This is a genomic window from Pseudomonas sp. NFACC25 (assembly GCF_900100935.1).
Classification (GTDB): domain Bacteria; phylum Pseudomonadota; class Gammaproteobacteria; order Pseudomonadales; family Pseudomonadaceae; genus Aquipseudomonas; species Aquipseudomonas marginalis.
The window spans coordinates 1-13,400 of sequence record NZ_FMUC01000022.1 but is presented as its reverse complement, the minus strand read 5'-3'; the positions used below and the strand labels follow the sequence as shown (position 1 = coordinate 13,400).

The window sequence follows — 13,400 nt, the reverse complement described above, 5'->3', positions numbered from 1 at the left end:
GTGAACCTGGCAAGCCTCGTCGCGATCCTCTTCGGCCTGCTGTTTGGCGCCCTCGCCCTGTTGCTGTCGCCGGTCAAGGCGTTCCTGGCCGTGGTCGGCCTGGCGGGGGCAGTGACCATTCTGCGCTTTCCGTTGTGGGGGCTGTTGTTGTTCGCCATGATCGCCACGTTCATGCCGTACTCGACTATCAACCTTGGGATCCGCAGCACCGTCAGCGAAGCGATCCTGGCCCTGACCTGGGGCGCGGTGCTGTGGCACAACTTCCTGGCCCGCCTGCCCGATACGCCCAGCCTGACCCGCCGCCCCACCGACCAGATGCTGCTGTGGCTGATGCTGTTCAGCGTGTTCCCGTTTATCGTCGGCCAGGTCACCGTCCACGCCGACAGCAGCGGCGTGGCCAACTGGCTGCGCTGGTTGCTGAGCCTGTCGGCGGTGTTCCTCTGCGCCAGATTGCTGGTGGACCGCAAGCAGCGTGAATCCTTGGTGATCGCCCTGTTGCTGGGCAGCCTGGCGATGCTGGTGCTGTCGATTGCGGTGTTCGTGCGCACGCGCTCCGGGGCCGGCATTGCGCCGATTCTGGCGTTGTTCAACTACGGCAATTTCGACATGTTGAAATTCGGCCTGGAGGCCATGTCTTCGCGCATGGGTTCGCCGTGGATGCACCCGAATGCCATCGGCGGGATCATGGCATTGCTGCTGCCCCTGGCCTTCTGCTTCGGCGTGACCGAACAGGGCTGGAAACGTGCGCTGGGCCTGGGCGTCGCCTGCCTGGGCGCGGCGGCGTTGCTGTTGGCCAGCAGCCGTGGCGCGATGGTCAGCCTGGCGTTGGTGCTGGTGTGGATGGCTACGCGCCGCGTGCCCTACACCGGGCGCCTGCTGATGATCGGCGCGGCGCTGACCGTGGCACTGGTAATGGCCTACCCACCGTTGCAGGAACGCCTGGCGACGATTTTCTCGTCGGACAACGCCAGTACCGAAGTGCGGTTCGACGAGTACCGCATGTTCCCGCAGGCGGTGGTGTCTTATCCGTTCGGAATCGGCTTCAAGGTTGACCCGCCAGTACCGGGCACCCACCTGTTGGGGATCTCCAACCTGTGGCTGAACTTCATCTACAAGACCGGCATCGTCGGCATGCTGTTCTTTGTGGCGGTGACTGTGCGCTGGTGGCGCGAGGCGCGTCCGCAAAAAGGCCCGATCCGCCTGACCAAGGACAATGCCCTGTGGCTGGGCACCACCGGCGGGATTCTGTCGGCGCTGGTCAGCGGCCTGTTCGACCACTACTTCAGTTTTGCGGTGGTGATGGTGGCGTTGTTCTGGCTGATGGTGGGCATCAATGTGCTGGAGGCGCGGCGGTTGTTTCCGGCGCGGCTGCCGCAGGTGAAGACCGTGGCCTACCGCAAACACCTGCCTGATGGGGCACGGCCCTGATGCTCGGCTCCGCCGCCTGGCTGACCCTGGCGACCCTGGTGGGCCTGTGCCTGGGATTTGCCCGTGAATGGTTGCTGGTGGCGGCCTGGGGCGCCGGAGAGCGCAGCGATGCCTTCCTGATCGCGCTGTTTTTGCCGGAAGCGCTGCGCATGTCGTTGGCCGGCGGTGTGCTGAGCGCCGCCGCGCTGCCGTTGTACCTGCAACGCAAGCATGGCGAACGCCTGGAGTGGCTGGCGGTGCTGTTCCCGGCGTTGCTGCTGATCGCGCTGGTCATCAGCCTGCTGCTGACGCTGTTGGCACCGTGGCTGGTGCAAGTGCTCGGCCCGGGGTTGGCCGACACCGCCACAGTCTTGGCCAGCAGCAACCTGCAGATCCTCGCCTGGTGTGTGCCGGGCTTGATGTTGCATGGGCTGTTCAGCATTCCCTTGCAGGCCGGTGAACGTTTTGTCCTCGCGGGGCTGGGCTCGTTGCTGTTCAACCTGCCGCCGGTGACGTACCTCGCCCTCGCCGGCACCACCAGCCAACCGCACGCGCTGGCCCTGGCCTGCCTGGCCGGCAGCCTGTTGATGCCGCTGGCGCTGTTGCCGTCGGTGTGGCGCCAAGGCTGGCGGCCATGGCGCTGGCAACTGAGCGTCGCACCCTTGCGGGAGCTGGGCCAGCGCATCGGCCCGCTGTTGCTGAGCAATGGCGCCAGCCAGGGGTTGGCGCTGATCGAGCGGCTGGTGGCATCGCTGCTGGGCGAAGGCGCGGTGACCTGGGTCAACCTGGCGCGCAAGCTGATGAACCTGCCGCTGATTGCACTGATGAGTCTCAACCAGGTACTGCTGGGCATGATGAGCCGCCGTCAGGGCGATGAGCGCCTGGCCCTGCTCAAGCGCGGCCTGGAAACCGCCAGCGTGTTGACCCTGCCTGCCGGTGTCGGCCTGGTGGCGGCAGCCCCGAGCCTGGTGGCATTGCTGCTGCCCAGGCAATCGGCGGATTCGCCGTTGCCGCTGCTGCTGGCCTGGTTTGCCGTGCCGTTGGTGTTCGGCGCCTGGAACGCCTTGCTCGCGCGCTATGCCTACGCCGCCGGCGATACGCGCGAGCCGCTGCGCTGCGAGTTGCTCGGCAGCCTGGTCAACGTGGTGTTGCTGGGAGCGCTGCCCTGGGTGTTCGGCCTGGCCGGTATCCCCTTGGCCGCACTGGCCGGCGTGCTCTGCACCGCACTGTTGCTGATGCAGCGCCAGGCCTTGCTCGACGCCGTGCCCTGGGCCCGGCACTGGCTGCTCAGTGCACTGCTGATGGGGCTGGCGGCGCTGATGCTGTTTGGTATTGAGGGCGTGTGGCTGCAACTGGGGCTGAGCACCCTGGCCGGCGCCGTGGTGCTGCTCGGCATGGGGCTGTGGCTCAAGCCGTGGCGCAAGGCATGAATGATCGATCGGGAGCACTCAGGTGAAAAATCGCTGGATTCAAATGGATATCGCCAAGGGCATCGGCATCCTGGTGATCGTGTACGCCCACAGTTGGTTTGTCGCCACGTCGCCGGACTTGATGTACCCGATCCTGGCGTCGTTCGTACTGCCGTTGTTCTTCTTTCTGTCGGGGGTGTTTTTCAAACCTGAACAGCCGTTTGTCGAGATGGCGGTGCGTAAGGCCGATGGTCTGCTCAAGCCGTTTTTCTTCACCATGCTGGTGTATGTGATCGTGCGCGATGTGCTGCGCGGCCAACCGCTGCTGCCGGATATCGGCGGCGTGCTGTACGCCTCGGTGGACACCATCCCGTGGCAGGCGCTGTGGTTTTTGCCGCACTTCTGGGTGGCGATCCTGTTCAGTTGGGCGGTGCTGCGGCTGATCCAGCGCCTGCCGCTGGCGGTGAGCTGTGCAGTGATGCTGGTGCCGCTGCTGATCGGCATCTGGATGCTGCCGTGGTTCTGGCAACTGCCGGTGACTCTCGGCGGGCAAACCTGGGTGCTGCCCGGCTTGCCCTTCAGCCTGGATATCACCCTGATCAGCAGCGCGTGTTTCGTCTACGGCTACCTGCTGCGCGGCTGGCTGCGTACCCATGCGGGCTCCCTGCTGACCCTGCTGGTGTCGGTGGCGCTGTTCGCGGCGGTGTTCCTCTACCGGGGCGACACCATGGACCTGGCGCAGCGTCGCTACGACCACTGGCTGTGGACCAGCCTGCTGGCGGTGATTGGGGTGTACCTGTGCTGGGCGTTGGCGCGGGTGCTGATGGCGTCGGCCCTGATCACCCGGGTCATGACCTACATCGGCCAGTCGACCCTGATCCTGCTGATCTTCCATGGGGAGATCCAGCACAAGACATTCGACTTGATGGAGCGTCTGGGGCTGCACGCGTTTGTCGCGGCCTGTATCGGCTTTGTGGTGGCGGTGGTGGTGCCGTTGTTGATCGGGGAAGTGATCAAGCGGGTGGCGTTCCTGCGGTTTTTCTACTTTCCATTTCCGCTGCGCAAGGCTGCCAGATAACGGTAGGAGCGAGCGTGCTCCTACCGGGTATCGGGTTCAGTCATCCAGTTGTTGCGCGGCGGGCTTGCCGGCGTGTTTCGCCGGCTTGGCGCCCTTGGCCGGAGCCGGTGCAACGGGCTCGGGTTCCGGGGCGGCGGCGGTTTCTTTCTCGGTCATCGGCATCTGGTCGATGGCGCTGAAAAACTCTTTCAAGTCGAGGCTATCCGGCGGCACGGTCTTCTCGACTTTCTTCTCGCCATCCTTGCCCACCAGGATCACTTTGGTGCCGCTGCCGGCGCCCAGTTTGAGGGCGCGGATCAGCGCATTGGTCTCAGGCGGCGTGAGCTTCTTGTTGTCCTTGGGGTCCTTGGCGAACTTCTCCCCTTCGGCACCGATGCTGCCGAACTTCACGGTGTAGAACACCATGCTGCGCTCTTCAAAGGACTGCTTGGTGGCAGGCTCGTCCAGTTGTTTCTTGAGGGTCGCCAGTGTGTCGTTGCCGGAATCAAGCTCCACCACCACCAGTGGCCGGGCTTTGCCCAGGTCCTGCTTGAGCGGGTTGATATCATCAGCAGCCAACAGCGGCCCCGTAAAAGCCATCAAGGTAGCCAGGGTCAGCGACCGGATGAGCATGCGCACCTCCTTTGAATTCCATGCAGGGTTCTTGAGTTTCATGTCTGCGACAGTCAAATTCAAGGATGATTCCTACACCGCGTTCAGAAAGCGTAGGCCAGGACGCCCGCTCCGCAAGGACTTGGCGGCGACATGCGGCATTGTTTCCTTTGATTGCACAAACATTACGAGACCTTCCAGCCCGGCCAATGGCGGGCAAAGACAGGTGCCACGATCGGGTCGGCATCCACCTGCGCCAGGGTCTGGGCAAAACCTGGCGCCAGGGCAGTCAACGCCTCACGCGCTTCATCCCAGCGCGACACCGCCGCCGCCATGATGCCCAGCGCATTCGGTGCGCCGTCGGGCGCGAACAGCTGGCCGGCAAACTGTTCGGCAAACACCACCCAGGCCTGGTGCAGATAGCGGCGCGTGCCCGTGGCCAATTGCGCCAGCACCGCCTCATCGGCGTTGCCCAGCCAGCGTTGCGGGTAGTCGATGATGCCGATCGCCGAATAACAATTGGCCGCGATGTACACCAGGCCGCGGATGATCTGGTCACGGTCGCCGCCCAGCAGATGCGCATCGGGAAACGCCAGGCCCAGGTGGATCAGGATCGCGGCACTTTCCGTCAGCACCTGTCCATCGGGGGTGACCAGGGTGGGCACCTGTTTGAGCGGGTTGATACGGGCAAGCTCGTCGCTGCCCTCGCCGTCGGCCCAGGAGGCGGCGTCCACCCGTCGCCAGGGTACCGCGCAACGGTGCAGGGCGATTTCGATCATGCAGGAGCCGGACTCGTCGATGCCATAGAGTGTGTACATAGCCTTTCCTCCATTGGATGAATCAAGAATTTTAGAACAGGCCCATTTGCCCGCCGACCAGGGTGCTGAAATCGTCACTCACGAACGGCAGGATGGCATCTGCGACCGGTTGCAATTGCCGGGTGACGTAGTGGTCGTAATCAATCGGCGCCTGGCGTACTTCCAGCGGTTCGGGGCCGTTGACGCTGATCACATAGCGGATCCAGCCGCCGCGCTGGTACTGGCGCGGGCGCCCCAGGCGGTCGTTGTATTCATCGGCCAGGCGCGCCGCGCGTACATGGGGCGGCACGTTGCGCTCGTAGTCGTCCAATTGGCGGCGCAGACGCTTGCGGTAGATCAGCAGTTCATCGAACTCGCCGCTCAGGGTCCGGCGCACGTAGTCGCGTATGTAGTCCTGATGGGGCTGGCGGTGGAAGATGCGCTGGTAGAGTTCCTGCTGGAACCGACGGGCCAGGGGCGACCAGTCGCTGCGTACGGTCTCCAGGCCTTTGTAGATCATCTCTTCGCTGCCGTCGGCATGTACCACCAGGCCGGCGTAGCGCTTCTTGCTGCCCTCCTCCGCGCCGCGAATGGTCGGCATCAGGAAGCGGCTGAAGTGGGTTTCGTACTGCAACTCCAGGGCGCTTTGCAGGCCGAACGCGCTGTGCAGGTGCTCACGCCACCAGGTGTTGACGTGCTTGACCAGCGCCTGGCCGATACGGCTGGCGTCGTCCTGGGAATGCGCGCTGCCGAGCCACACGAAGGTGGAGTCGGTGTCGCCGTAGATCACCTCATACCCCTGGGCTTCAACCAGTTCGCGGGTCTGGCGCATGATCTGGTGGCCGCGCATCGTGATCGAGGAAGCCAGGCGTGTATCGAAAAAGCGGCAACCGCTGGAACCGAGTACGCCGTAGAACGCATTCATGATGATTTTCAGCGCCTGGGACAGCGGCGCGTTGTGCTCACGCTTGGCCTCTTCGCGACCTTCGGAGACACGCGCAACGATGGCCGGCAGGCAGTGCCGGGTACGAGAAAAGCGTGCACCGCGAAAGCCTTCGACGGAGTCGCTGTCGTCGGGGTGCTTGAGGCCTTCGATCAGGCCCACCGGATCAATCAGGAAGCTGCGGATGATCGACGGGTAGAGGCTTTTGTAATCGAGCACCAGCACCGATTCGTAGAGGCCGGGGCGCGAGTCCATGACAAACCCGCCGGGGCTGGCCTGAGGCGGTTTGTCGCCCAGGTTCGGCGCGACGAAGCCCTGGCGGTGCATCAGCGGCATGTACAGGTGGGTAAATGCCGCTACCGAGCCGCCGTTGCGGTCGGCCGGCAACCCGGTGACGCTGGCGCGCTCGAGCAGGAACTTGAGCAGCTCGGTCTTCTCGAAAATCCGTGTGACCAGCTCGCAGTCCTTGAGGTTGTAACGCGCCAGGGCGGGCTTGTCCTCGGCGAACATGCGGTTGATTTCGTCCATGCGTTGATACGGTGTGGAGATGTCCTTGCCCTCGCCAAGCAGGGTTTGCGCGACGTTTTCCAGGCTGAAGGATTCGAAGCTCCAGGTGGCCGAACGCAAGGCTTCGATACCGTCGATAATCAGGCGCCCCGCGGCCGCGGCGAAGTAATGGTTGCGACTGCCGTGTTCGCGCCAGGCCATGGGCTCATCGCCGCGACCGAGCATCAGCGGCACGTTGAGGCGCTGGGCATGTTCGTGGAGTACGCGCAGGTCGAACTGCACCACATTCCAGCCGATGATTGCATCGGGGTCATGGGTGGCGAGCCATTGGTTGAGGCATTCGAGCAGTTGGGCGCGGGTGTCGCAGTAGTCGAGCTTGAAATCCACCGCGTCCGTCTTGTTCGGCGGGCCGAGCATGTACACCTGGCGTTCGCCGCAGCCTTCGAGGGCGATGGAATAGAGGTCGCCCTGGGCGGTGGTCTCGATATCCAGGGACACCAGCTTGAGCGGCGGGCGGTAGTCGGGCGCGGGCTTCATCTGCGCATCGCACAGGGCACCGCCGGCATCCGGTGTACCCCCGAACCAGACCGGAGCGGTGATGAAACGCTCCATCATGTAGCGTTCCGGCGGGCGCACATCGGCTTCGTAGACATCGACACCGGCGGCGCGCAGGCGCTTTTCCACGTCCATCAACTGGCGGTGCTGGCGCGTGTAAAGGCCCAGGACCGGGCGGTGATGGAAATCGCAGAGTTGCAGCGGGCGCAATTCGATATCGCGTTCGCCTTTGAGCAACCAATCCAGCGGCTTGCGATGGGCCTCGGGAATAAACATCACCGAGGTCTGCACGGGTAGGCGGATAAACCGTGGCCCCTGGTCTGTGGCCAGCCAGAAACTGACCTCCGTGCCCGCCGGGGTGTCGCGCCAATGCCGGGTCAGGACAAAACCCTGCTGTAAATCCACCGTACCGCACCTCTGGAATAGCTTTCAGGCGTTGATTCTACGCGGCATCTGGGCAAACGCGGCAGGTAAACGCGCATGCAGACTGCAATCTGACAAATTTGTTGCACGTCGTTAATAATAATTACTATCATCTGCGCCGGAGTCGTATTCGCGCAGTGAGGAAGCGCAACGCCTGTTGCCCCTCTTCTCACATTGACGGTTCGCCGTCAGGATCGACCATGCCCACCCGTAGCCCATTCGCTGTGCCGTTTTGCCCGACCTTGCTCGCCCTTTGCTGTTCCCTGAGCTTTGCCGCCCATGCTGCAACCCCAGTCAACCCGCAGGATGCGAACAACCGTCAGGACGGCAGCACACTGGAATTGGGTGCCACCACTATCAACGCCGACGGGCCCGGACCGGGTGCCCTTCCCCCCGTGTACAGCGGCGGCCAGGTGGCACGCGGTGGTCAATTGGGAGTGCTGGGCAACCAGGACATCATGGACGTCCCCTTCAGCATGGCCTCCTATACCGAAAAATTGATTCGTGATCAGCAGGCCGAGACCGTCGGCGACGTGCTGCTCAATGACTCGTCGGTGCGCCAGGCGTCGGGGTATGCGAACCAGGCGCAGACCTTCATGATCCGTGGCCTGCCGTTGAACGGCGATGATATTTCCTACAATGGTTTGTACGGCATCCTGCCACGTCAGATCATCTCTACCGACGCGCTGGAGCGTGTGGAAGTGTTCAAGGGGCCCAACGCGTTTATCAACGGCGTGACACCGGGCGGCTCGGGGATCGGCGGCGGCGTGAACCTGCAACCCAAGCGCGCCGATGATGTACCGCTGCGTCGCTTCAGCACGGATATCAGCAACGATGGCCGTGTAGGCGAACACTTGGATATCGGCCAGCGGTTCGGCGAAGACAATCGTTTTGGTGCACGGGTAAACCTGTCCCAACGCGAAGGGGATACTGGTATTGACGATGAAAGCCAGCGTTCCAAACTGTTTGCCCTCGGCCTGGATTACCGCGGCGATGCTTTGCGCGTATCGAGTGATTTTGTCTATCAAAAGCAGCGCATCAACGGCGGGCGCAATTCGGTATTCCTGGGTACCGCCACCCATGTACCGGATGCGCCTTCAGCAGACACGAACTATGCGCCGAGCTGGAGCAGTACCAACCTTGAAGACACCTTGGGGATGCTGCGCGCCGAGTATGACCTGAACGAAAACTGGACGGCTTATGCCGCAGCCGGTGCCAAACACAGCCGTGAAATGGGCCAATATTCATCGGTGACCCTGACCGATAACCTCGGCAATGCCACATCCAGCCGCTCGACCATCGCGCACGAAGAAGACAACTCCAGTCTAATGAGCGGCCTGAACGGCAAATTCCAGACCGGCGCCGTCAGCCATCGACTCAACTTCGGCCTCGCGGGCATTTGGACCCAGGCACGTAACGCCTATGTCTTCAACGGCTCACCGAGTGCGACCAATATCTACGCGCCTGTGACTGGCGCACCACCGACTCTCAACAACCCGCGCAATACCCCAGGTACCGATTTCAGCGACCCGACCATTACCGCCAAGACATTCGTGCGCAGCGTAGCCGTCTCCGACACCCTGGGCTTCTTCGATGACCGCCTATTGGTGACCGTCGGCGCACGTCGCCAGCAGATGGTGGTTCAGGGTTACAACTACATGAGCGGTACACGCACCGCCAACTATGACGAATCGATCACCACGCCGGTCTACGGCATTGTGTTCAAGCCATGGGAACACGTGTCGGTGTACGCCAACCGCATCGAAGGCTTGGCCCAAGGACCGGTTTCCCCGCTCGTGGCAGGCACCCGCACTGTGATTGGCGGCGGGCAGGCCTACGCGCCCGCTCGCTCCAAGCAGATCGAAGCGGGCGTCAAAGTGGACATGGGTACCTATGGCGCTACCTTAGGGGTTTATCGTATCGAGCAGCCTGGAGCAGGTTACTCGGAGGTCGTCGATGCAACCACCGCACGCTACGTTCGTGAAGGCCAGCAGATCAATAAAGGCGTCGAATTGAATGTCTTCGGCGAACCGGTCAGCGGCCTGCGTTTGCTGAGTGGTGTGACCATGATGAAGACCGAACTCAAGGACACACAGAACGGTGCCAACGATGGCAACCGCGCCATTGGTGTACCGTCCTTCCAGCTCAACGCGGGCGTGGACTGGGATGTACCCGCCCTGCAAGGCGTGACCCTCAACGGGCGCATGCTGCGCACCGGTGGCCAGTACGCGGATGCAGCCAACAACTTGAGCCTGCCGGCCTGGAACCGCTTCGATATAGGCGCGCGCTATACGTTCACGCTGGACCAGCGTGATGTAACTCTCGGGGTTACTGTGGAAAACGTCGCTAACGAAAAATACTGGGAATCGGCTCAGGGCGGGTTCCTGAGCCAGGGCGATCCTCGCGTAGCCAAGTTATCCGCGACGGTGGACTTCTAACCGTAAGGCCAGGTCACTCCCCCCGTGAACACTGGAAACGACAAGGACGGGCATCCGTTAATGATGCCCGTTATGCGGCTCACGCCCTACGTGCTTTGCTCAAATAGTTTTCGATATTGCCCATCTGCTCGTCCCAGCCACGGGAGTTCATCTTGAAGGCCTTTTGCCGACGAGCCTCCGGCACCGCGTTGAAACCGGATTCAACCACCCGCAGCAAAATGCCCGGCGCCCGATCCTCAATGGTGAATTCAACCAGTGTCGGGGTTTCCTTGTCGTAGTCGACGCCCTTTTCTACCGCGAAGGGGTGCCACCAGAAAGAGAACAACGTTTGCGGCAGGATGCGTTCGATTTTGGCTTTCCAGATCACGTGTTCGTAACCTGGGTAGGTAATCGGCGCCTCTATGGTTTCCCCTGCCACAAAGGCTTTGCCCTTGAGGGCGATACCAAACCAATCGCCGAATTGCTCGGCATTGGCGAGCGCTTCCCAGACCTGTTTACGTGAAGCATTCAGCAGAACTTTTCGCTCAATGCGATCTAATACGTGCATAAGTCACCTCCTCCATTGACAGTAGGCGACACCAAATAATGCGCAACCTCAGGTTGTAAGCAATCATGATGACCCCGTCCTTGAACCGGCAATACGTTTATGACTGACCCATTGAATGGAAGTTGCTTCTGCAAAGGTGTCCGCTATCAGGTGGACCAGTTGGACATGCCTATCAGCCACTGCCACTGCGCAAGCTGCCGCAAAATACATGCGGCGCCGTTTGTCGCCACTGCAGGCGTAATGCGCGAACATTTTCGCTGGACGCGGGGAGAGGAGCTGTTGGCGTCCGTTGAATCTTCGCCGGGCAAGCTCAGGCATTTCTGCTCGCGCTGTGGCTCACATCTGATAGCAGAACGTGGGCATCAGCCCCATGTGATCGTGCGGGTGGCGACGCTGGACGATGATCCGGGCGTCAGGCCCACCTCGCACATCTGGACGGCCCATGATGTGCCCTGGCTTGCCCATGAAGGCATAGAGCAATGGGACGAGTGGAAGGCATGATTTAAACGCGGGGGTCACCTGGCGCTTTTGCCGGCGTCGCATATTGCGGCTTCAGGTGACCGTCCTGGTCGAGTAGCCAGGCATCCATGATTTGCCGCACCACCGGACCCGCGACGCGACCACCGGCCTCACCGTTTTCGATCATCACCGAAATCACGATCTTCGGATGTTCGGCCGGAGCGAAGCCAACGAACAACGCGTTGTCACGGTGGCGTTCCAGTGTCTTCTCGCGGTTGTAACGCTCGCCTTGCTTGATCGCAACCACTTGCGCGGTACCGCTCTTGCCGGCAATGCGATATTGCGCCCCTTGTGCGGCGGCCCGGGCGATACCTCGTGGGTCATGCATCACCAACTGCATACCGTGATTGACCTGCTCCCAATCACGCGGATCCTTGAGGACGACGTTGGGCATGGGGTTCTGGTCCACCGGCGGCTCGCCATTGATCGTCTTGGCCAGGTGAGGCCGATTCCACACGCCTTTGTTGGCGATCAACGCCGTGGCCTGGGCCAATTGCAGCGGAGTGACTTGCATGTAACCCTGGCCAATGCCGAGGATCACGGTTTCACCAGGGAACCAGGGTTGGCGCCGTGTGGCGCGCTTCCATGCCTGGGATGGCATCAAGCCAGCGGACTCTTCGAACATGTCCAGGGAGACTTTCTGACCCAGGCCGAACTCAGCCAAGTAGTCATGCAGGCGGTCAATGCCGAGCTTGTGAGCCAGGTCGTAAAAGTAAGTGTCGTTGGAACGCATGATGGCAGCGTCCATGTCTACCCAGCCGTCACCACTGTGGTTCCAATTGCGGTATTTGTGGTCAAAGTCGGGGAGCTGGTAGTAACCGGGGTCGAATACACGGGTCTGTGGGGTGACGACACCGCTGTCGAGACCAGCGATGGCTACTTCTGGCTTGATGGTCGAACCTGGCGCATAGAGCCCCCGGAGGACGCGGTTGAACAGCGGCCGGTCAATGGAGTCGTGCAGCGCGGCATATTCCTTGAAACTGATGCCGGTGACGAACAGGTTCGGGTCAAAACTCGGCTTGCTGACCATGGCCAGCACTTCACCGGTTTGCGGATCGAGGGCAACCACCGAGCCACGGCGATCACCCAGGGCCTCTTCCGCAGCCTCCTGGAGCTTCACATCGAGGCTCAGGACGATATTTTTGCCAGGGATCGGGTCGGTGTGCTTGAGCACACGGAGTACGCGGCCCTGGGCATTGGTCTCAACCTCTTCGTAGCCGACATGACCATGCAGTTCGGACTCGTAGAAACGCTCGATACCGGTTTTGCCGATGGACTGCGTGCCACGGTACTCCACCGAGTCGAGGGCTTTGGATTCTTTCTCATTGATCCGCCCCACATAACCGATGGAGTGGGCAAAGTGCGCGCCCAGCGGGTAGTGACGGACGAATTGCGGCTCTACATCTACTCCTGGCAGGCGGAACTCATTTACCGCCAGCAATGCAATTTGCTCTTCGGTCAACTCGTAAAACAACGTCACGGGGACGAATGGGTGGCGTGCCTGCTTCAGAGCCTTGTCGAACAGTGCTCGGTCTTCGACAGGCAGGTGCAGCAAGTTGACGATGGCGTCGAGCTCGCCCTTGAGGTCAGTGGTGCGCTCGCGGGTGATGGTCAGGTTGTAGCTGGGTCGATTATCAGCCAGCACCACGCCATTACGGTCATAGATAAGGCCGCGCGTCGGAGTGATGGGCAGCACATGGACGCGGTTGTTTTCAGAAATCGTGGAGTGGTAGTCGAACTGTACGACTTGAAGGAAATACATACGCCCCACCAGGGCACACGTAATGCCTATCACCAACAACGCACAAGCGAGCAGGCGCTTGTTGACCAGGCGGTTTTCTTTTTCGTGATCTTTAATCGGTATCGGTTCAGGCATTTCTACAGCATCTCGTTGAAGAAGGTCGACGCCGCATCCTGCGATGAAAGATCAGTCCTTGGGAAATGTGCTGCACCATACCAAAAATGCAGAAACACTTTGCATTGAATTCCCCAACGGCACTCTGAAGTGAGTTCCCTCTCGACGGGTACGGTGATACGGCAGCTGCCCTTGAAGATAATCAACAGCTCATCCGCCTAGGCGTACCCACTTTTCGAGCACCCAAAACAAAACCCCATCTGCTTTCGCAAATGGGGTTTCGGAATTTAATCTTGACGATGACCTACTCTCACATGGGGAAACCCCACAC

At 61.4% G+C, this 13,400-nt stretch carries 10 protein-coding genes; 5 read left to right on the top strand and 5 right to left on the bottom strand.

Annotation, left to right across the window (positions count from 1 at the left end; translation table 11 throughout):
- The 3 genes from BLQ09_RS29450 to BLQ09_RS29440 are packed head-to-tail and all read left to right on the top strand — an operon-like array spanning position 1 to position 3,894.
- A complete protein-coding gene (locus tag BLQ09_RS29450; protein ID WP_092359579.1) occupies positions 1 to 1,428 on the top strand; it encodes an O-antigen ligase family protein in 1,428 nt (475 codons plus the stop codon).
- Positions 1,428 to 2,837, top strand: coding sequence for a lipid II flippase MurJ (locus BLQ09_RS29445; protein WP_092359577.1), 1,410 nt, complete (start codon positions 1,428 to 1,430; stop codon positions 2,835 to 2,837). Before BLQ09_RS29450 ends, BLQ09_RS29445 begins: the two co-directional genes overlap by 1 nt.
- Positions 2,838 to 2,859: 22 nt before the next feature.
- Positions 2,860 to 3,894, top strand: coding sequence for an acyltransferase family protein (locus BLQ09_RS29440; protein ID WP_092359575.1), 1,035 nt, complete (start codon positions 2,860 to 2,862; stop codon positions 3,892 to 3,894).
- A gap of 36 nt (positions 3,895 to 3,930) precedes the next feature.
- Here the strand turns inward: BLQ09_RS29440 and BLQ09_RS29435 are convergent, their stop codons facing one another.
- From BLQ09_RS29435 to BLQ09_RS29425, 3 genes are all read right to left on the bottom strand, one after another.
- Complete coding sequence (locus BLQ09_RS29435) at positions 3,931 to 4,506, bottom strand: DUF4174 domain-containing protein (protein WP_092359573.1); 576 nt, start codon at positions 4,504 to 4,506, stop codon at positions 3,931 to 3,933.
- 164 nt (positions 4,507 to 4,670) lie between these two features.
- Positions 4,671 to 5,303 carry a glutathione S-transferase N-terminal domain-containing protein gene (locus BLQ09_RS29430; RefSeq protein WP_092359571.1) on the bottom strand — a complete coding sequence of 211 codons (633 nt, stop codon included), beginning with the start codon at positions 5,301 to 5,303 and terminating at the stop codon, positions 4,671 to 4,673.
- A 31-nt stretch (positions 5,304 to 5,334) separates the two neighbouring features.
- Positions 5,335 to 7,692 (bottom strand): DNA polymerase II, encoded by a 2,358-nt coding sequence (locus BLQ09_RS29425; protein ID WP_092359568.1) that lies wholly within the window; start codon positions 7,690 to 7,692, stop codon positions 5,335 to 5,337.
- Between the two features lie 218 nt (positions 7,693 to 7,910).
- Here BLQ09_RS29425 and BLQ09_RS29420 point away from each other — a divergent pair, with 218 nt between their 5' ends.
- Complete coding sequence (locus BLQ09_RS29420; protein WP_092359565.1) at positions 7,911 to 10,148, top strand: TonB-dependent receptor; 2,238 nt, start codon at positions 7,911 to 7,913, stop codon at positions 10,146 to 10,148.
- A 79-nt stretch (positions 10,149 to 10,227) separates the two neighbouring features.
- Here BLQ09_RS29420 and BLQ09_RS29415 read toward each other — a convergent pair whose 3' ends face one another.
- Positions 10,228 to 10,695, bottom strand: a complete 468-nt coding sequence (locus BLQ09_RS29415; RefSeq protein WP_092359563.1) for an SRPBCC family protein — start codon at positions 10,693 to 10,695, stop codon at positions 10,228 to 10,230.
- Between the two features lie 99 nt (positions 10,696 to 10,794).
- On the opposite strand from BLQ09_RS29415, the gene BLQ09_RS29410 reads away from it, so the two are divergent.
- Entirely contained in the window at positions 10,795 to 11,196 is a 402-nt protein-coding gene (locus BLQ09_RS29410) for a GFA family protein (protein ID WP_043293198.1), read from the top strand.
- A gap of 1 nt (position 11,197) precedes the next feature.
- On the opposite strand, the gene mrdA is transcribed toward BLQ09_RS29410, so the two are convergent.
- The gene (gene mrdA, locus BLQ09_RS29405) at positions 11,198 to 13,090 is read right to left on the bottom strand and encodes a penicillin-binding protein 2 (protein WP_027603090.1); all 1,893 of its coding nucleotides are present in this window, start codon (positions 13,088 to 13,090) and stop codon (positions 11,198 to 11,200) included.
- Between the last annotated feature and the right edge of the window lie 310 nt (positions 13,091 to 13,400).